We start from the raw sequence: 19386 nt of genomic DNA, 5'->3' as shown, positions 1-19386 counted from the left end.
CGCCCCGGCCGGTGGTGCGTGGGTCGGGTGCCGCGGGGTCAGTCCGCGGCGAGGAGCTCCAGGACGTCGTCGACGCCGGTGGCCGCGCGCAGGCGCGCCGCGCGGTCGGGGTCGGTGAGGACCCCGGCGAGCGAGGACAGGACCTGGAGGTGTTCGCTGCCGGAGGCCGCGATGCCGATGGCGACATGCACGGTGGGCCCGCCCCAGTCGACCCCCTCGGGGAACTGGATCACCGCGAGGGCGGTCCGCTTCACCATGCTGCGGGAGGCGTCGGTGCCGTGCGGGATGGCCACGCCCTCACCCACGAAGGTCGGGATGGAGGCCTCCCGCTCGTGCATGGCGGGCACGTAGCCGGGTTCGACGGCGCCGAGTTCCACGAGGAGCGCCCCGCACTGGTCGATGGCGTCGGCCCGGTCCCGGGCGGTGGCGCCCAGGCGCACGGCGTCGGCGCTGAGGGAGAGGTCAGTCGCCAAGGGTGCCACCGTCCCGGATGGCCGCCTCGACGCGGGCGAAGGCGGGGTCGCCCAGGAACATCTGGAAGCCGACGACCACGGTGTCGGTGGCGCGGTGGCGGGCCCGGTCGACCAGGCCGGTGTGACACAGGACCAGGTCGGCGTCCTCGGGGATGCGGTCGACCGGCGAGTGCTCGACGTTGACGCCGTAGGGGGACAGGCTCTTCTTGAGCTGCGAGGTGAGCAGGACGCTGCTGCCCATCCCGGCGTCGCAGGCGACGACGACCTTCTTGATGTCCGAACCTTCGATGGTGGCCATGAACGGTGCTCCGGTTCTGTTGGTGGGGTGTGGGGGCCGTTCCACGGATCGTCGCGCGCTGGCGTCGCCCGTGTGCGACGATCCGGGAACCGCGCCCTAGCTGACCTGTTCGGCCTGGGCCGCCTCGCGTTCGGCCCTGCGCTCGGCCCGGCCGAAGCCGAGGAGCAGGGAGGCGACGACGAACGACACGAGGGTGCCGACCACGACCCCGGCCAGCACTCCGAGGTGGTCACCGCGCGGGGTGACCGCGAGGAGGGCGAAGATGCTGCCGGGCGCCGGGGTGGCGACCAGACCGACGTCGAAGAGGAGGAACACGGTGATGCCGGACATGCCGCCGGCGATCGCCGCGAGGATGAGCTTCGGCTGGGCGAGGATGTACGGGAAGTAGATCTCGTGGATGCCGCCGAAGAAGTGGATGATGATCGCGCCGGGGGCGGTGGCCCTGCTCAGCTTGGGGCCGAACAGCAGGCAGGCCAGGAGGATGCCCAGGCCGGGGCCGGGGCTGGTCTCGATGAGGAACTCGATGGCCTTGCCGTGTTCCTCGGAGCGGATGACCCCGAGGGGTCCGAGGACGCCGTGGTTGATGGCGTTGTTGAGGAACAGGACCTTGGCGGGCTCGATGATGATCGAGACCAGCGGCAGGAGCGACAGGTCGATGAGGAACTGCACGCCCCGACCGAGCCACGCGGCGATGAAGGTGACGACCGGTCCGATGGCGAACAGCCCGGCGATGGCCATGAGACCGCCGAGGATGCCCGCGCTGAAGTTGTTGACCAGCATCTCGAAGCCGCTGGGGGTGCGGGGCTGGACGACCTTGTCGAACTGCTTCATCAGGTACGCGGCGAGCGGACCGGCCACCATCGCGCCGAGGAACATCGGGATGTCGGCGGAGACGATCACACCGACGGTGGCGATGGCGCCGACCACGCCGCCGCGCTTGTCGTAGATGAGGTGCCCGCCGGTGTAGCCGATCAGCAGCGGCAGCAGGAAGCCGATCATCGGGTCGACGAGCTGGGCCATGTGCTCGTTGGGCCACCAGCCGTCGGGGATGAACAGCGCGGTGATGAGGCCCCAGGCGATGAACGCGCCGATGTTGGGCATCACCATGCTCGCCAGGAAGCCGCCGAAGCGCTGGACTCCCGAGCGCACGGAGACGAGTCTGCCTTGCTGGGTGGACATGGGGGGAACCTCCTGGGAGGTCCGGCGGGCGTTCAGCCTCGGCCGGGAAGGATGGCTGTGGGGTGGGTGGTCAGACGGCGCGGACGGTGGGGCCGGCCGTCTCCATTTCGTCCGCGAGTCCGTCGGCGAGGCCGTTGTCGGTGATGACCAGGTCGAGGTCCTCGACTGCGGCGAAGCGGGCGAAGTGGTCGTTGCCGACCTTGGTGTGGTCGGCGAGGAGCACGGCGCGCCGTGAGGAGGCGATCATGGCCCGCTTGACCTCGGCCTCGGCCGGGTCGGGGGTGGTCAGACCGCGTTCGACGGACACACCGTTGGTGGCCATGAACGCCACGTCCACGTAGCACTCGGCGAGGGCCCGCAGGGCCCAGGACTCGACACTGGCCTGGGTCCTGGTGCGCAGGCGGCCGCCGAGGAGCATGAGGTTGACGTTGGTTCGCGGGGTGAGGGTGAGGGCTATTGAGAGGGAGTTGGTGACGACGGTGAGCTCGCGGTCCGTGGGCAGCTGTTCGGCCAGGCGCCCGGTGGTCGATCCCGCGTCCAGGAGGATGGCGCCCTCGTCGGGGAGTTCGGCGAGGGCTGCCTTGGCGATCCGCTCCTTCTCCTGGGTCATGACGGAGTCGCGCACAGTGAGCGCGGGCTCGAAGCCCAGCCGCTCGACGGGGATCGCGCCGCCGTGGACCCTGCGCAGGACCCCGTGCCGTTCGAGGGCGGTGAGGTCGCGGCGCACGGTCTCGTAGGTGACGTCGAACTCCGAGGCGAGCCCCGTGACGTCGACCCGGCCGTCGTGGCGGGCGCGTTCGAGGATCACCTTCTGGCGTTCTTCCGCGTACATGTTGGATCACCTGTGTTTCGGTGTGGTTTTCGGTGAGTTTAATGGTGTTGCTTGGGACACACAAGGGGGAACCACTCCCAATATCCCAGCAACGATGACAGGCGGCCCACGGCGGGATCATCCGACCCCTCACCGCCGTGACCAGGACGCCACGACCCCCGGAGGGGCCCGGAGACGGTCGGACACCGCCATCCGATCCGCGTCACACCATTGACACACACAGACAAACACACATAATCAAAGACAGAACCACACCAGCGATGGAGTCACACCACAGCGGGACCCACCTCCTCGGGCGCGCCCTCCACCCCGGAGGCCCCCGGACCGGGCGCGTCACACCCCTCGAAGAGAGCACCCATGATCCTGACCCTCACCCCGAACCCGAGCGTCGACCACACCCTTGAGGTCGACCGCCTCGTCCGAGGCGAGGTCTTGCGCGTGCGCGCCACCCGCTCCCAGGCGGGCGGGAAGGGCGTCAACGTCTCACGGGCCCTGGCCGGGGCCGGGATCGACACCCGGGCCGTCCTCCCGATCGGCGGCGGCGGCGGGGCCGAACTCGTCGCCCTGCTAGGTGACCTGCCCCGCGTCACCGTGCCCATCGGCGGGGAGACCCGGGCGAACGTCACCGTCACCGAGGCGGACGGCACCACCACCAAGCTCAACGCCGCGGGCCCCGCCCTCTCCCCCGAGGAGATCGAGGCCCTGCTCGGCGCCCTGGACGAGGAGCTGGGCCGCTCCCCCGACTGGGTGGTGGCCAGCGGCAGCCTGCCCGCCGGAGTCCCCGACGACCTGTACGTCAGGGTCGCCGGACTCGCCGCCGCCCACGGGGTGCCCCTGGCCCTGGACACCTCCGGTCCGTCCCTGGCCACGGCCGCCAAGGCCGGGTCGGTCTCCCTGCTCAAACCCAACCACGAGGAGCTCGCCGCCCTGGTGGGCCGCGACCTGCCGACCCTCGGGGACGTCACCGAGGCGGCACGCGAGGTCCTCGCCTGGGGAAACGAGTCCGTTCTGGTCACCCTCGGGGGCCACGGCGCGCTGCTCGTCACCGAACGGGACGCGCGTTGGGCGCGCGGCCCCCGGGTACGGACCCGGAGTACCGTGGGCGCGGGTGACAGCGCGCTCGCGGGGTTCCTCGCCGGAGAGGGCCCCCCGCCCGAGCGCCTCCGTCAGGCCGTGGCCTGGGGGACGGCGGCCGTCGCGCTCCCCGGAACGACGGTGCCCCAGCCCGACGACGTCGCCACCGACGGTGTGAGTGCGGCGACCGAGCCCGACCCCGGATGGCGGATCGCACCGTCGTGACCGCACGTTCCACAGCCACCGCCCGCCGTGACCGGGACCGGACACCCCGGCCCCGCCCGACACCCTCCAAGGACTGACATGCCCGAGCGCACCGTAGTCATCGGCTCCCTCCTCGGCCTGCACGCCCGGCCCGCGACCCTCTTCGTCCAGGCGGTCAACGAGACCGGCCTGCCCGTCACCGTGTCCCGCGCGGACCACAAACCGGTGGACGCCCGCAGCGTGCTCGCGGTGATGGCGATGGGGGCCTCACACGGCGAGACCGTCACGCTGACCTGCGAGGACGAGAACTCTGACGAGGCTCTGGACACGCTGGCCCAGATGCTCGGCAAGGAACTCGACCCGAGGTAGCCGGGGCGGGGCGGGTGGCGCGACCGCCCGCCCCGCGCCTCAGACCGGCCCGTATCAACCAGCCCGTAGCAGACCGGCCCGTAGCAGACCGGCCCGCCTCAAAGCAGCCCGTCGCCCATCAGGCGGACGGCCTCCTCGCGCATACGCACCTTGCGGACCTTGCCGGTGACCGTCATCGGGAACTCGTCCACCACGTGGACGTAGCGCGGGATCTTGTAGTGCGCGATGCGGCCCTCACAGAACGAGCGCAGCGCCTCGGCGGTGAGCGGCACGGCACCCTCGCGCATGCGCACCCACACCATGAGCTCCTCGCCGTACCTCTGGTCGGGCACCCCGATCACCTGCGCGTCCAACAGGTCGGGGTGGGTGTACAGCAGCTCCTCGATCTCGCGCGGGTAGATGTTCTCACCGCCTCGGATCACCATGTCCTTGATCCGACCGGTGATGCTCACGTAGCCGTCCTCGTCCATCACCGCGAGGTCACCGGTGTGCATCCAGCGGGCGGCGTCGATCACCTCGGCCGTCCTGTCCGGCTGATCCCAGTAGCCGAGCATCACCGAGTAGCCCCGGGTGCACAGTTCGCCGGGCGTCCCGCGTGCGACGGTGATGCCGGAGTCGGGGTCGACGACCTTGACCTCCAGGTGCGGCCCGACCCTGCCGACCGTGGACACCCGGCGCTCCACCGAGTCGTCGACACGGGTCTGGGTGCTGACCGGAGAGGTCTCCGTCATGCCGTAGCAGATGGACACCTCGCGCATCCCCATCCGGTCGATGACCTGGCGCATCACCTCGACCGGGCAGGGCGACCCGGCCATGATTCCGGTGCGGAGCGAGGACAGGTCGTAGGAGTCGAAGTCGGGCAGGGCGAGTTCGGCGATGAACATGGCGGGCACACCGTACAGCGAGGTGCAGCGCTCGGCCTGGACGGCTTCCAAAGCGGCGGCCGGGTCGAATCCGGGGCCGGGGATGACCATGCACGCGCCGTGGCTGGTGGCGGCCAGGTTTCCCATCACCATGCCGAAACAGTGATAAAAGGGAACTGGCAGGACAATTCGGTCGGCCTCTGTGTATCCCAGAAGCTCCCCGACGGAGAACCCGTTGTTGAGGATGTTGTGGTGCGAGAGGGTCGCGCCCTTGGGAAACCCCGTCGTGCCGGACGTGTACTGGATGTTGACCGGGTCGTCCGGGGAGAGCGCGGCCTCCACCCGGGCCAGCCGTTCCGGGTCGCCTCCGTCACCCGCGGCGAGCAGGGCCTCCCAGGCGGGGCCGTCGAAGAGCACCACCTCGCGCAGCCCGGGACACCTCCCGCGCACCTCCTCGATCATCGCCGCGTAGTCGGAGGTCTTGAAGGAGGGCGCGGCGACGAGCAGGCGGACGCCCGCCTGGTTGAGCACGTACTCCAGTTCGTGCGTGCGGTAGGCGGGATTGATGTTCACCAACACGGCACCGATCCGCGCCGTCGCGTACTGCACGAGGACCCATTCGGACCGGTTGGGCGCCCAGATGCCGACCCGGTCCCCCTTGGCCACGCCCAGGCCGAGCAGCCCCAGCGCCACCCGCTCGACCTCCTCTCCGAACCGGCGGTAGGTGAGCCGGAGCCCGGAGGTCCGGTCCACCAGGGCGTCCCGGTCGGGGTGGGCGGCGACCGTGCGGGCCAGGTCGGCGCCGATGGTGTCACCCAGCAGGGGCGTGGTCGAGGTACCGGAGGCGTAGCTGGGAAGGGCGGCGTTCACACTCAAGACCAGGCTCCTAGCCGTGCGGGACAGGGGACCACACGCCCGGGGAGACGCCGTCACGCGCCCCCGGGCATGTAAGACAGATCACACCTATCACGCGGCCGAACCCACGGGAAGGGGCGCCGCGACACCCCGGGCCCGCTACGAGCGCCCCACCCCCACGGCGTTCACTCCCGGACGCGGTGCACCTTGTGCTGCGCGGCCTGGGCGCGCGGACGCACCACCAGGAGGTCGACGTTGACGTGCGGCGGCCGGGTGATCGCCCACACGATGGTGTCGGCGACGTCCTCGGCGCTCAACGGGTCCGGCACCCCCGCGTACACGGCCTCCGCCCCGGCGCTGTCCCCGCGCAGCCGGTTGAGGGAGAACTCCTCGGTCTTGACCATGCCGGGTGCCACCTCCAGCACCCGCACCGGCTCCCCGCACAGCTCCAGGCGCAGGGTGGCGGCGAGCGTGTGCGCGCCGTGCTTGGCGGCCACGTAACCGCCACCGCCCTCGTACACCCCGTGCCCGGCCACCGAGGAGACGACCAGGACGGTGCCGTCCCCGCTCGCGATGAGCGCGGGCAGCAGCGCCTGGGTCATGTTGAGCACGCCCAGCACGTTGACCTCGTACATGCTCCGCCAGTCGGCCGGGTCACCGGTGGCGATGGTCTCGGTGCCGATCGCGCCGCCCGCGTTGTTGACCAGGACGTCGCAGGCGCCCAGGTCCCCGGCGAACGCGTCGACCGCGGCGCGGTCGGTGACGTCCAGGACGTGGGCCCGCGCGGAGTGCCCCCTCGCGGTGATCTCCTCGGCGAGCCGCTCGATCCGGTCGGCGCGACGAGCGACCAGGACCACGTCGTAGCCCTCGGCGGCGAGCCCGCGCGCGGTGGCGGCACCGATCCCGCTGCTGGCTCCGGTGACGACCGCGGTCGCTGTCATGTGGTTCCTCCCAAGGTCAGGTGTCGCGCCGAGCGTATCCGGGAGGGGCCGCCGGGCGTCCCGGCGGGGCCGGGCGACGCCCCGGAGGCGGAGATCGCGGGCGCGGCCCCTCCCCCACCCCCCGCGGCAAGCACACCCCGCCCCAAGCACACCCTTCCGCGAGGCCCCCGGCACCGGCACCCGCCTGAACGCCGGGGTCTCCGAACACGCCCCGGAAGCGGCGTCACACCGACCGGGACCGCGAAAACACGTGGAGTGACGGGACGCTCCCCTGTTACCGTCGGCGAAATCCTCACCGGCCCGGCGGACGGGTCCTGACGGAAGCGGGCCGCCCATGTCCCCTGTCCCCTCCGAACACGCCCCCGAGACCGGGTCACGCCCACCCCCCGCCACGGGCCCCGCGGCCCCTCCTCCCGCGCCGCCCCCGCGCGAGCGGTTCCCGCTCCTCGCCCGAATGAGCGTGTTCACGCTGGTGGGCACCGCCGCCGACTTCGCCTTCGGGGCGGTCTTCGTCACCGTGATCATCGCGCGCGGCGCCGAACCATGGGCCGTGGGGCTCATCCTGGCCGGGGGCCACGTCATCGGCATGCTCATGGAGGCCCCCAGCGGCGCCCTCGGCGACCGCTACGGGCACCGCCGCCTCCTCACCCTGGGCCTCCTGGTGTGGGGAGCGGGCCTCGTGGCCCTCGGTCTGGCGAACGGGCTCGTGTTCACCGTGGTGGGCGTGTGCCTGGGCAACGTCGGGGCTTCGCTGAAGTCCGGCACCCTCCACGCGATCCTGATCAACCGGGTCGGCTCGCATGACAGGAACGCGCGCGTCACGAGGATCGTCCGGGTCCACGCCGTCTCCACGCGCACGGGCTCCGTACTCGGCGCCGCCTCCGTGATGGTGGCCGGAACGTGGCTGTCGGCGGGAGCCCTGATCGCCGTCGGCGGCGCGCTCGTCCTCCTCCTGGGCGTGCTGGCCCCCACGTGCTTCCCGACCACTCCGGGCCAGCCGGAACGGCGGATCGGCGCCATCGTCCTGGAGTCCGTCGTGCTGGTCGCCTCCCGGCGCTTCCTCCCGCCCGTCGTACTGGCGCTCTCGCTGATGGTCGCCACCATGCTGCTCGTGGTGTCCTGGCAACCGATGCTGCTGGCCGAGTACGGCGGCGGGGACGTCCGGCTGAACGGCCTGGTGCTCCTGCTCATGAGTGTGTCCCTGACCGCCGGGGCGGCCTGCGCGCGCTGGGTCCACCACGACCGCCCCCACGTGTGGGGCGGGCTCCTCTCCATGGGGATCGGACTCCCGCTGGTCCTGGCCGCCCACGGGGTCGTGCCGCTCGTGGCGGGGCTGGTCGCCGCCGAGTTCCTCATCGGGCTCGGCGGGGTGCTGTCCGGCGCCTGGTGCCAGCTGATGTTCACGGACGCCAACCGCAACACCATGTTCTCGGCCGTTACGGTGGTGACGCTGCTCGGCAGCGCGCTCACCGCCGGGTCGTTCGGGTGGTTGTGGGACCTGTGGGGCGTCCCCGCGGCCGTGTCCGTCCTGGCGGTGTTCGCCTTCGCGCTGGCGGCGACGGCGCTGCTCCTCTCCCGGCTCCTTCCCGAGTCCACGGACTTCGCCTGGGCGGTACGGCACGGCGAGGGCGCGGACCGCCCCTGAACCTGCCTCCTGTTAGCCTGCGCGCAGGTCACGCGGGGAGTCGGCCCCGCGCCGGGCCACCTCCGCTCTGGGAAGGCGAGAAGCATGAACCTGCCCGAACTCCTCGGCGCGCGCCCGATCCTCCAGGCACCGATGGCCGGGGGCGCGACCACCCCGTCCCTGGTCCACGCGGTGGACGGTGCGGGCGGCCTGGGTTCCCTGGCCGCCGGGTACCTGTCCACGGCCGCGCTCTCCGAGCGGATCGACGAGGTCCGGGCCCTGGGGACCGAGGTGTTCGGGGTGAACGTGTTCGTCCCCTCCGGGTCGCGCCCGCCGGACGCCGACCTCGACGACTACCGCGCGGAGCTGGCGGAGGAGGCCCTCCGGCACGGTGCCGAGATCGGCCCGGCCACCCACGACGACGATGACTGGGACGCCAAGATCGACCTCCTGGCCGAGTCCGCGGTCTCCGTCGTGAGCTTCACGTTCGGCTGCCCTTCCGCCCGGGTCCTCCACCGGCTGCGGGACGCGGGTGCGCTGACCGTCGTCACCGTCACCACCGTCGAGGAGGCCCGGACCGCCGTGGCGCGGGGCGCCGACGGGGTGTGCGCGCAGGGCCTGGAGGCGGGCGGACACCGCGCCACCTTCGACCCCTCCCGCTCCGATGACCGGCCCCTGCTCGCGCTCGTGCCCGAGGTCGTCCGTGCCGTGGACGTGCCGGTGGTCGCCGCCGGTGGTGTCATGTCCGCCCAGGACGTGCTCGCCGCCCTGGCGGCCGGCGCCTCCGCCGTCCAGTTGGGCACGGCCTTCCTCCGCTGCCCCGAGAGCGGCGCGCAACCCCCGCACAAGTCCGCGCTGGCCGACCCCGGCTTCGCCGCGACCTCGCTGACCCGCGCGTTCACCGGACGCCCCGCGCGGGGGCTCACCAACCGGTTCGTGCTGGAGCACCCGGACGCGCCCGCCGCCTACCCCGAGGTGCACCACATGACCAGGCCGCTACGCGCGGCCGCGGCCCGAGCGGCCGACACCGGGGGCATGGCCCTCTGGGCGGGGACCGGGTTCCGTCAGGCTTGTGAGGTACCCGCGGCCGACCTGGTCGCCGAACTCCGGGAGGCCGCCGTCCGCTCGGGCTCCCTCTAGGGCCGCGGCGACGCGGACCGGGGCGCCCCTTGAGGGTTCCCGCGCGGTCGGAGGGCCCGGATTGTCGGCACCGGCTCCTAGGGTGGCGATCCCCCCGTGCCTACCCCCGGAGCACCATGACCGACACCCGACAGCGCACCTCCCCCTGGCGGTTCAACCGCGACCAACGAGCACTGGTCCTGGGGTCGCTGCTCAACTCCATGGCGTTCTTCGCCGCCCTCCCCTTCGCCGCGCTCTACCTCGCGGACCGCACGGAGCTGCCCGCCGCGGGGATCGGCGGTGTCGTGGGCGGCATCCCCCTGATCGCGGCGTGCGGCGGCCTCCTCAGCGGCATGGTCGCCGACCGGCTCGGCGCGGTCCAGCTCATGCGCTGGGGCCTGCTGCTGAACGTGGCGGTGTACTCCGCCCTGGCCCTCGCCGACGCACCGGCCGCGATCGTCGCGCTCTTCCTGGCACTGGGCGTGGCACGCACGTTGGTCGAGCCGAGCATGAAGAAACTGCTGTCCCTGTCCGACACCGGTGACGGGCGGCTCTTCCGGGTCCGGTACATCACCCTGTGCATGGGCGCCATCGTCGGCCCCGCCGTGGGCGGCGTGCTGTTCCACACGGGTCCCACCGCGTTCTTCCTGGCTCCAGCGGCGTTCTTCGCCCTCTACCTCGCGGTGATGGTGGTGAGGGGCGGCGAGCTGGCCCGGCTGGAGACCTCGACCGGTGGCGGCGGCCGGGTCCCCTGGACCAGCGCCCTACGGGACCGCCGCCTGATGGCCGCGATCGGCGCGGGGGCCGTGGTCTTCCTGATCATGGCCCAGATGGACACGTCCATCCCGCTGCACATGAAGGGCTACTACGGAGGCGGCACGGAGTACCTGTTCGCCTCGTTGCTGGTGGTGAACGCCGCGCTGGCCCTGCTGGTACAACCTCCGGTGATCTGGCTGTCGGAGCGCCTCCCCCGCGGCCCGCTGGTGGCCCTGGGGTGCGTGTTCTTCGCGGTCGCCTTCGGCTGCGTGTGGCTGGGCACGACCCACGTCGCCCTGCTGTACGTGGCCATCGTGTTCTGGACCCTGGGCGAGGCGATCCTGCTGCCCCTGCCGGACATCGCCGTGCACTCCCTGGCCTCGGACGACCGCAAGGGGACCTACTTCGGCCTCTCCGAGCTGCGCTACCTGGGGTTCTTCGTCGGCCCGATCCTGGGCGGCGCCCTCCTGGACTCCTCGGCGCCCGTCTACTTCGCCTTCATGGCCGCCGCGGTCTTCCTCTGCCTGCCCCTGCTCCGAGGAGCGTCGCGGTGAGACCTACCAGTTGGTCACAATTGGATACGACCAGGCTGGCGCCCCTAGAGCACGTGACGCACGACACCTTAAGGTTCCGCCATGGGTGTATTGCGCAAGCGTGTCCTTCTACGTGTCCTTCTGGGGTTTTTGGCGGTTGTCGCGTCCCTCGCTCTGGTCGCGTCCCTGCTCGGGGTGTGGGCGGTCCGACGGTCGTTCCCGACGGTCTCCGGTGAGCTGACCCTCTCCGAACTCGGCTCCCCGGTCACCGTGTTGCGGGACGCGTACGGCGTGGCGCACGTCTACGCGGACGACGCCGAGGACCTGTTCGTCGCCCAGGGGTTCACCCACGCCCAGGACCGGTTCTGGGAGATGGACTTCCGCAGGCACGTCACGGCGGGCCGCACCGCCGAGCTGTTCGGGCCCGGCCAGGTGGAGACCGACGTCTACCTGCGCACGATGGGCTGGCGAAGGGTCGCCGAGCAGGAGTACGACCTCCTGGAGGAGGACACCCGGCGCTACCTGGACGCCTACGCGGCCGGGGTGAACGCCTGGATCGACGACAACCAGGGGCTTTCCGCCAGTCTGGAGTACGGGCTGCTCGGGATCACCGCCGACGACTACACCGTCGAGCCCTGGACCCCCACGGACAGCCTCGCCTGGCTCAAGGCCATGGCCTGGGACCTGGGCGGCAACCTCCAGGCGGAGTCCGAGCGGGCCCAGCTGCTCGCCCAGGGCCTCGACGAGGACATGGTCGAGGAGCTCTACCCCGCCTACCCGACGGACCGGCACGCGCCCATCACCGACACCGGCGAACTCGCCGGCGCGGACACCGAGGCCGACCTCGGTCGCGCCCCCGACCTGCCGGAGGAGGCCCTGGCCGCTCTGGAGAGGATGTCCGACGTCCGAGAGGCCATCCCCGACCTGCTCGGCCCTTCCACCAGCCCCGACCTGGGCTCCAACTCCTGGGTGGTGTCCGGTGAGCACACCGAGACGGGTGCTCCGCTGCTCACCAACGACCCCCACCTGGGCGCGTCCATGCCGTCCACCTGGTACCAGATGGGGCTGCACTGCACCGAGCTCTCCGAGGCCTGCCCGTTCGACGTGAGCGGGTTCAGCTTCTCCGGCCTACCGGGCGTGGTGATCGGCCAGAACGAGTCCATCGCCTGGGGCTTCACCAACCTCAACCCGGACGTCATGGACCTCTACCTGGAGCAGGTGGAGGGCGACGAGTACGTGGTGGACGGCGAGCGGCGCCCGCTCGACGTCATCGAGGAGACCATCGCGGTCTCCGGCGGCGACGACCTCGAACTCACCATCCGCTCCACGCACCGCGGCCCGATCCTGTCGACGACCGCCGCCGGTTCCCACCTGCGGGAGGTCGGCGAGAACCCCCGCGAGGGCGACGACGCGCCGTACCAGGTGTCCCTGCGCTGGACCGCGCTCCAGCCCGGCACCACCGCCGACGCCGTGTTCTCCCTCAACCGGGCCCGCGACTGGGACGGCTTCCGCGAGGCCGCCAGCAAGTTCGACGTCCCCTCGCAGAACCTCGTCTACGCGGACGGGGACGGCAACATCGGCTACCAGGCGCCCGGTCTGGTCCCCGTCCGCGGCAAGGGCGACGGCCGCTGGCCCGCGCCCGGGTGGGACTCCGACTACGACTGGGAGGACTACGTCCCCTTCGACGAGCTCCCCAGCGTTTTCAACCCCTCCTCGGGGGTGATCGTGACCGCCAACCAGGCCGTGGTGGACGAGGACTACGAGCACTTCCTCACCGCTGACTGGGACTACGGGTACCGGAGCCAGCGCATCAACGACCTGCTCGACGAGGCCATCGCCGAAGGCCCGGTGGGGGTGGACGACATGGAGCGGGTGCTGATGGACTCCCAGCACGGCGCCGCCCTGGAGACCACCCCGTACCTGCTGGACGTGGAGGTCGGCGGGGTGACCGCCGAGGCGCAGGGCCTGCTCGCGGACTGGGACCACCGCAACGAACCCGACTCCGCCGGTGCGGCGTTCTACAACGCCACCTGGCGCCACCTGCTGCCGCTGCTCTTCGACGAGCTCGGCCCGGTCGACATGAACAGCAACTCGCGCGGGATGTACGTGGTCACCCGGCTCCTGGAGGACCCCGACTCCGTGTGGTGGGAGGGTACGCGGGTCAACGGCCGCGACGAGGTGCTGGCCGCCGCGATGGAGGCCGCCGCGATGGAGCTCACCGAGCTGCTCGGAGACACCCCGGCCGACTGGCGCTGGGGCGACCTGCACACCCTGACGGCCACGCACGACTCGTTCGGCACCTCCGGCATCGGGCCGGTGGAGTGGCTGTTCAACCGGGGACCGGTGGAGAGCTCGGGCGGGTCGAGCATCGTGAACGCGACCGGGTGGAACGCGGCCGAGGGCTACGGGATCACGGCGGTTCCGTCGATGCGGATGGTCGTGGACCTGGCCGACCGCGACGCCTCGACCTGGATTCACCTGACCGGCAACTCCGGCCACGCCTTCCACCCGAACTACGACGACCAGCTGGAACTGTGGGCCGAGGGCGCCACCCTTCCCTGGGCGGTCTCGGAGGAGGCGGTCCGGGAGGCCAGCACGGAAGAGCTCACCCTCGTTCCGTAGGCACCGGCCGTCACGGCCCCGAGGACTCCGCGTCCCCGGGGCCGTTCGCGTCGGTCAGAGCGGGAAGGACGTCGCGGTCATCTCCTCGGACAGGTCCCACAGGCGCCGGGCGGCGTCGGCGTCGCGCGCGGCGGCGCTGCGGCCGGAGGGCCCGGGCGCCCCGTTCACGAGCAGTCCGGTGGGCCCGGCGAAGAACGCTCCGGGGACGTCCTGCGTGGCGGCGTAGACCGTGGGCAGGGCGCCCGCGGACGCGCTCTGGGCGAGGATTCTGTTGCCGATCCGCAGCAACCCGTCGTGCAGGCGGTTCCCGCTGCGGCTCTGGAGGTTGGTGGCGGCGTAGCCGGGGTGCGCGGCGGTGGCCAGCACCGGGGAGCCGACCTCGTCGAGTCGCCGCTGGAGCTCCAGGGTGAACAGGAGGTTGGCCAGCTTGGACTGCCCGTAGGCCCGGTAGGGCGTGTAGCGGCCCTCCAGGTTCGGGTTGTCGAAGTCGATGCCGCTGACCGCTCGGTGCAGCCCGGAGGAGACGGTCACCACGCGCCCGGTGACGTGTTCCAGGAGGAGGTTGGTGAGGGCGAAGTGCCCCAGGTGGTTGACGCCGAACTGGGTCTCGAAGCCGTCCGCTGTCCTGGATTCGGGGACGGCCATGAGCCCGGCGTTGTTGACCAGCAGGGCGAGGTCGCCCTTCCAGGCGTCGGCGAACCCGCGCACCGACGCCAGGTCGGCCAGGTCGAGCGGACGGACCTCGGTCTCGCCGGGGATGTGGGCCGCGGCCCGCTCTCCCTTGTCGGTGTCGCGCACGGCCAGCACCACACGGGCCCCGCGACCGGCCAGGACCTTGGCGGTCTCCAGGCCGAGTCCGCTGTTGGCTCCGGTGACGACGGCGGTGCTTCCGGTCAGGTCGGGCAGGTGCACGCTGGTTCCACTCATGCTCACAACGTAGGCACCCCACTCGAAGTTGTCAATGACAACAATGATGTCGGTGCAAACATCGGACTATGCTGGTGACATGTCCGACCGCCCCTACCACCACGGCGACCTCCGCTCCACCCTGTTGGCCAGCGCCGAACGCACCCTCGCCGAACGCGGCCCGCAGGCCCTGTCACTGCGCGAACTCGCACGTGAGGCGGGTGTCAGCCACGCGGCGCCCGGCCGCCACTTCAAGGACAAGCGGGCCCTGCTCGACGCCCTCGCCCTCCACGGGTTCCAGCGGCTCCAGGCCGCCCTGGAAGAGGCCAGACGCCAGCAGGACCAGGCCGGTGCCGACACCGGCGTCTACCTCCTGGGCCTGGCCCGCGCCTATGTCGGCTTCGCCCTGGCCAGCCCCGCCCTGTTGGACCTGATGTACGCGCGCAAACACGACGACGACGCCCCCGAGCAGCTCGCCGAGGCGGTCGGCGCCATGCTCGCCACCGTCCTGGACACCATCGCCGAGGGGCAGCGGGCCGGGGAGATCGCCGAGGGGGACCCCACGGCGATCGCCTTCACCGTGGCGTCCACCCTGCACGGCTTCGCCTCGTTCTCGGCGGGTGCCAGCATCGAGGACGTCGACGAGGGGCTGGGCGACGTCGTCCGCCTGCTGCTGACGGGTCTGGGCCCCCGCTGAACCGGGGCCCCGTTCAGTCCCCGTACTCGTCGCGCAGGCGCCACCAGGCGTACGGCGACTCCTGCGGAACGCCCTCGGGGCTGTCCTCCCAGGTCTCCTGACGGCCCAGCGGGGTGAGGTCGAGCAGGCTCCAGTTCGTCCCGAGCTTCTCCACGCCCCGGCCCCGGGTGAAGTAGGTGCGGTACACGGAGGTGTCGTCACGGATGAACACGCTCAGCCCGAAGCTGTCGTTGTCGTCGACGGTCACCCCCATCTCCTCGTTGAAGCCGTCGCCGAAGGACGAGTACCACGGCACCGTCCATCCCCGCTGCTCGCGAACGGCCGCGATCTCCGGGTAGGGCGCCCTGGACACGACGGCGAGCGTGGTGTCCCTGGCGTTCAGGTGCGCCGGGTCTCCGAGGTTGTCCACGAACATGGAGCACCCGGAGCACGGGCGCTTGGAGCCGGGCGCGAACATGAAGTGGTAGACGATGAGCTGGCGGCGCCCCTCGAAGAGGTCCACCAGAGAGAACCTGCCGCCCTCGCCCGTGAAGCCGTGCTCCGCGTCGATCCGGACCCCGGGCTGCCTCCTGCGTTCGGCGGCCAACCGGTCCTGGGCCCGGGTCAGCTCCTTCTCCTTGGCCATCAGTTCTTCGTGCGCCTTGTTCCACTCGGCCGGCGTGACGGCTTCGGGCATCCGCATGTTTCCTCCGTCGGGGGGTGGTGCGGCGGGCCACCGGTGTGGGACCCGCCCGTTCCACCCTCGCACCCGCCCACGACATTCCGGCTCCACCGCGTCGCCGAAACCTCGCGTGGCGTGACGCGGAAGGACGTGGACATGGCGCGGGGCGCGGAGGGCGCGGGGCGCGGGGCGCGGGGACGCGCGAAGGCCCGCCGGGATCTCCCGGCGGGCCTTCGGTAGGTGTGAGGGGTCGGTGCGGCGGTCGCCTCACGGCGGGTGGCACAACAGGGCTCCCGACCACCACTGGGGTGCGGTATTCCCTGAAGGCTGTTTTTGAGCCCGGGGGACACTTAGACCGCACCGACCCGAACCGTGTAACGAGCTCACCCCTGGGGCTATTCCGCGAGGAGGGACACGAGTCCGGGAAATCTCCGGCCACACCCGGCCGGGCGCCCGACACGTCCGGAGAACACCCGTTTCCGCACCGGCGCGTGTGCGGTCACGCGTCGGATGCCCCACCGGACCGGTCGCCCGCGAGAGGGGGCCGGACGAAGGGGTCCGCGGGCGGGTCGTGGGGGATCTCCTCGTCGAGCAGCCACACCCAACCCGGCCGCCACTCGGGGGCCCTCAGGGCCATCTCCCTCTGGAGGGGCCCGATCCCCGGCCTGGACAGGAACCCGGTGCCGCGCCACCAGTCCGGGTGGTGGTCGTAGGCTCGCTCCACAGTGACCCCCTCGGGATCGGCGTGGGCCCTCAGGAAGAACCAGGAACCGCGCTCCGGGTGGTGGTCGTGCTGGTGCATCCCGAAGATGTCCAGACCGGTCATCCCCGGATCGTCCACCCGTCTCCCCGCTCCGTCGTACAGGTAGCTGCTGCTCACCTGGCCCGCGCACAGGGCGGTGTAGGTCAGCGTCCCGCCGAACCTGGCGGCGGTGTCGCGGAGCCAGGACCTGAGGTCGCGCTCCGATTCGCTCTCGGGGGGCTCGGGCCGCGCGAACTCGGGCGCGGTGCGGGCCACCGCGGTGACCATGTCCTCCCAGGCGTCGTAACTGATGGTCCAGGGGCCACGACGTGTGTCCGGACGCCCCGTTCCGGCGGGCACCTCGGGTGGGACCCGGTCCCCGGTGAGGAGTCCGGCACGCCCCAGGACCTCAAGGAGGGCCGTGCTGTCGAGCGCGCCGTTCAGGGGGGCGAGTGCCTCCCGGACACTCTCCGGACGGACCCGGCCAGCGATCACCGCCCCGGCCAGTGTCCGGATCACCGAACCGATCGTCTCCAGCTCCGGGAGCCCGTCCGGGTAGTCCGGGTCGTGTAGGGCGGTGTCCACCAGATCGCCGAGTCGGTACACCAGCTCGTCCACTGACGAGCACCGGGCCAGCTGCTCGTCGAGGCCGTCCTCGTCGACCCAGCTCGGGTAGGCGATCCTGCCCCACGTCTGGTCCCACCAGTACGCGAACCCTGGAGCGTGCACCTCCTCGGTCCGCTCCACCCACTCCCACGGCAGCCATCCCGGGGCGTCGGCGAACAGGTCGACGGGAAGCTCGTCGGACCTGAAGGTGGAGCCGTCGCGGTCCCAACCGAGTAGCAGGAAGCGGCCGCCCGCGACCCTGGTCATGCGCCACCAGCTACCACCGCCGTCCTCCAGGTGCAGTCCGTCGTCGTCGAGGCGGTGGTTCTCCGGCCAGAAGGAACCGAGACCGGAGCAGACGGCACAGGTCAGGGCGGCCAGTGCCCAGATCCGCGCGGGGTCGGGCAGGTCTTCGGGGCGGCCCGGGTGGTGGAAGGGCACGAGTCTCCTGAATGCTGGGGGGTGGACCGGCGGGAGGGGGAGCCCCCTCAGACGCCGCTGACGGACAGTTTTACCGCGAAGCCGAGGAACAGCGCGCCCGCCGCCGACGTGGCGCCCGCGGTGAGGCGCCTGCGGCGCCCGAAGGCCGCCGCCAGCCGGGTCCCGCTGAAGATGAGCACCGAGAGGTAGAGCAGGCTGACGGCCTGGAGCAGCAACCCCAGGACCAGGAAGGACAGCGCCGGGTAGGCGTAGGCGGGGTCGACGAACTGCACGAAGAAGGAGATCAGGAAGAGGATCACCTTGGGGTTGAACAGCGACACCACGAGGGCGCGGCGGAAGGGCCGCTCCCCCGGCATCGTCTTGTCTCCCACGGCTCCGGCGTCGGCGTCCGCCGCCCGCTGGTCCTCGGCGCGCTGGTGCCGGGAGGTCCACAGGGCGTGCGCGGAGCGCAGCATCCCGATCGCCATCCAGATCAGGTAGGCGGCGCCCGCGTACTTGACCACGGAGAACAGCAGCGGGTTGGCCCGCAACAGGGAGGCCGCCCCCGCCGCGGCCAGCAGCATCAGCAGGGCGTCGCCGGTGAACACCCCCGCGGCGGCCCGGTACCCGGTGCGGGTGCCGCTGCGGGCGGCGACGGAGAGGACGTAGAGGGAGTTGGGCCCCGGCAGGAGCACGATCAGGACGAGTCCCGCCAGGTAGGTCGGCAGGTCGGTGATACCGAGCATGGCCGTAGTGTGTCACCCCGTGCCCGGGCGGCGACGCCTCGGGCGCCGTTTGCGGACACGTCCGGGCCAGGCGTCCCAGCGGCCCGGGCGGGGCCGTGACCGTCCCGGTCGGCGCGGGGGCGGGCCCGGCGCTCCGGGACGGGCTCAGTGCTCGGGGACCGGCGGTTCGTCGAGGGTGACCAGGTCCAGGAACTGTCGCGCTTCGGAGAGGGCGTCGGCCAGTTCCGTCTGCCCGGTTTCGGACACCTCGAAGAACGCCTGCTCCATCCATCCCCGGGTGGTGGCCAACCAGGCCACGACCCGGGGGTCGCGGCGCTCGGGCCTGGTGTGCGTGACCTCGCCCACCAGCGCGACCAACCCCCACAGTGCCTGCGGGGTGTCCCGCCCCCACCACGCCTCCAGGTACGGGCCGAGGTCGTCCCCGGCCTCCGCGAGGGTGCCCCAAGGCGTGTGGCCGAGATCCCCCTCGGTGAGGCCGTGCTCCCACCAGACGGACAGGCACGCCCGCAGTGAGGCGGCCTCGTCCTCGGGCCAGTCGGTCCACCCGGCCCGGCGCAGTGTGGCGAAGAGTCCGTGGAGGTCGCCGTCCCCTCGGAGGGAGAGTTCCAGGAGCCGGGGCAGGAAGTGGCGCAGGTCGTCCACGTCGCCCCAGGTGTTGAGGACCTTGTGGGAGAACCGGCGCAGTCGGTCGGCGTCCAGCTCGCGCAGCGGGACTCCGAGCAGGTCATGGTGGTCGTTCTCGGTGACGCAGTGCTGACACCCCTCGACCCGCGCGGGTCGTGGGTAGCGCGCGAACACCCGGTACACGTCCTCGATCTCGCTCTGCACGTCCCCAGGATGGACCAAGGGCGCCGCGTGCCGCTACG

General features: G+C 71.7%; 18 protein-coding genes. 7 read left to right on the top strand and 11 right to left on the bottom strand.

All coding sequences use genetic code 11. The features are described 5' to 3' along the window. Positions 1 to 38: 38 nt before the first annotated feature. From ACFYL4_RS06815 to ACFYL4_RS06800, 4 genes are all read right to left on the bottom strand, one after another. Positions 39 to 473, bottom strand: a complete 435-nt coding sequence (locus ACFYL4_RS06815; protein WP_357756849.1) for a PTS sugar transporter subunit IIA — start codon at positions 471 to 473, stop codon at positions 39 to 41. Then, positions 463 to 771: a PTS lactose transporter subunit IIB gene (locus ACFYL4_RS06810; protein WP_357756846.1), complete on the bottom strand. Its 309-nt coding sequence runs from the start codon at positions 769 to 771 to the stop codon at positions 463 to 465. The genes ACFYL4_RS06815 and ACFYL4_RS06810 overlap by 11 nt, the downstream gene beginning before the upstream one ends. Before the next feature lie 96 nt (positions 772 to 867). Continuing rightward, positions 868 to 1950 (bottom strand): PTS mannitol transporter subunit IICB, encoded by a 1083-nt coding sequence (locus ACFYL4_RS06805; RefSeq protein WP_357756843.1) that lies wholly within the window; start codon positions 1948 to 1950, stop codon positions 868 to 870. 70 nt (positions 1951 to 2020) lie between these two features. Further along, a complete protein-coding gene (locus tag ACFYL4_RS06800) occupies positions 2021 to 2782 on the bottom strand; it encodes a DeoR/GlpR family DNA-binding transcription regulator (RefSeq protein WP_387517015.1) in 762 nt (253 codons plus the stop codon). Between the two features lie 357 nt (positions 2783 to 3139). Between ACFYL4_RS06800 and pfkB the strand changes: the two genes are divergently transcribed. After that, positions 3140 to 4081, top strand: a complete 942-nt coding sequence (gene pfkB, locus ACFYL4_RS06795) for a 1-phosphofructokinase (protein WP_387517013.1) — start codon at positions 3140 to 3142, stop codon at positions 4079 to 4081. A gap of 78 nt (positions 4082 to 4159) precedes the next feature. Further along, entirely contained in the window at positions 4160 to 4429 is a 270-nt protein-coding gene (locus ACFYL4_RS06790; protein WP_357756835.1) for an HPr family phosphocarrier protein, read from the top strand. A 98-nt stretch (positions 4430 to 4527) separates the two neighbouring features. Here ACFYL4_RS06790 and ACFYL4_RS06785 read toward each other — a convergent pair whose 3' ends face one another. After that, positions 4528 to 6162, bottom strand: coding sequence for an AMP-binding protein (locus ACFYL4_RS06785; protein ID WP_387517184.1), 1635 nt, complete (start codon positions 6160 to 6162; stop codon positions 4528 to 4530). Positions 6163 to 6332: 170 nt separating this feature from the next. Continuing rightward, entirely contained in the window at positions 6333 to 7088 is a 756-nt protein-coding gene (locus tag ACFYL4_RS06780) for an SDR family oxidoreductase (RefSeq protein WP_357756830.1), read from the bottom strand. Positions 7089 to 7542: 454 nt separating this feature from the next. On the opposite strand from ACFYL4_RS06780, the gene ACFYL4_RS06775 reads away from it, so the two are divergent. From ACFYL4_RS06775 to ACFYL4_RS06760, 4 genes are all read left to right on the top strand, one after another. Next, positions 7543 to 8733 (top strand): MFS transporter, encoded by a 1191-nt coding sequence (locus ACFYL4_RS06775; RefSeq protein ID WP_387517009.1) that lies wholly within the window; start codon positions 7543 to 7545, stop codon positions 8731 to 8733. 84 nt (positions 8734 to 8817) lie between these two features. Further along, positions 8818 to 9852: a nitronate monooxygenase gene (locus ACFYL4_RS06770; protein WP_387517007.1), complete on the top strand. Its 1035-nt coding sequence runs from the start codon at positions 8818 to 8820 to the stop codon at positions 9850 to 9852. 116 nt (positions 9853 to 9968) lie between these two features. Further along, positions 9969 to 11141 carry an MFS transporter gene (locus tag ACFYL4_RS06765; protein WP_387517005.1) on the top strand — a complete coding sequence of 391 codons (1173 nt, stop codon included), beginning with the start codon at positions 9969 to 9971 and terminating at the stop codon, positions 11139 to 11141. Between the two features lie 81 nt (positions 11142 to 11222). Continuing rightward, positions 11223 to 13742 carry a penicillin acylase family protein gene (locus ACFYL4_RS06760; protein WP_387517002.1) on the top strand — a complete coding sequence of 840 codons (2520 nt, stop codon included), beginning with the start codon at positions 11223 to 11225 and terminating at the stop codon, positions 13740 to 13742. 54 nt (positions 13743 to 13796) lie between these two features. On the opposite strand, the gene ACFYL4_RS06755 is transcribed toward ACFYL4_RS06760, so the two are convergent. Beyond that, positions 13797 to 14669 carry an oxidoreductase gene (locus ACFYL4_RS06755; RefSeq protein ID WP_387517000.1) on the bottom strand — a complete coding sequence of 291 codons (873 nt, stop codon included), beginning with the start codon at positions 14667 to 14669 and terminating at the stop codon, positions 13797 to 13799. 79 nt (positions 14670 to 14748) lie between these two features. On the opposite strand from ACFYL4_RS06755, the gene ACFYL4_RS06750 reads away from it, so the two are divergent. Continuing rightward, positions 14749 to 15345, top strand: a complete 597-nt coding sequence (locus tag ACFYL4_RS06750) for a TetR/AcrR family transcriptional regulator (protein ID WP_387516998.1) — start codon at positions 14749 to 14751, stop codon at positions 15343 to 15345. A 13-nt stretch (positions 15346 to 15358) separates the two neighbouring features. On the opposite strand, the gene ACFYL4_RS06745 is transcribed toward ACFYL4_RS06750, so the two are convergent. From ACFYL4_RS06745 to ACFYL4_RS06730, 4 genes are all read right to left on the bottom strand, one after another. Then, positions 15359 to 16027, bottom strand: a complete 669-nt coding sequence (locus tag ACFYL4_RS06745) for a DUF899 domain-containing protein (RefSeq protein WP_387516996.1) — start codon at positions 16025 to 16027, stop codon at positions 15359 to 15361. A 478-nt stretch (positions 16028 to 16505) separates the two neighbouring features. Then, entirely contained in the window at positions 16506 to 17795 is a 1290-nt protein-coding gene (locus ACFYL4_RS06740) for a hypothetical protein (protein ID WP_387516994.1), read from the bottom strand. Between the two features lie 47 nt (positions 17796 to 17842). Next, positions 17843 to 18520, bottom strand: coding sequence for a leucine efflux protein LeuE (leuE, locus tag ACFYL4_RS06735; RefSeq protein WP_387516992.1), 678 nt, complete (start codon positions 18518 to 18520; stop codon positions 17843 to 17845). Positions 18521 to 18664: 144 nt separating this feature from the next. Further along, a complete protein-coding gene (locus ACFYL4_RS06730) occupies positions 18665 to 19348 on the bottom strand; it encodes a hypothetical protein (protein ID WP_387516990.1) in 684 nt (227 codons plus the stop codon). Positions 19349 to 19386 lie beyond the last annotated feature (38 nt).

This window comes from Nocardiopsis sp. NPDC006938 (assembly GCF_042869555.1).
In the GTDB taxonomy this organism is placed as follows: domain Bacteria; phylum Actinomycetota; class Actinomycetes; order Streptosporangiales; family Streptosporangiaceae; genus Nocardiopsis.
This window is presented reverse-complemented; position numbering and strand designations above follow the sequence as displayed.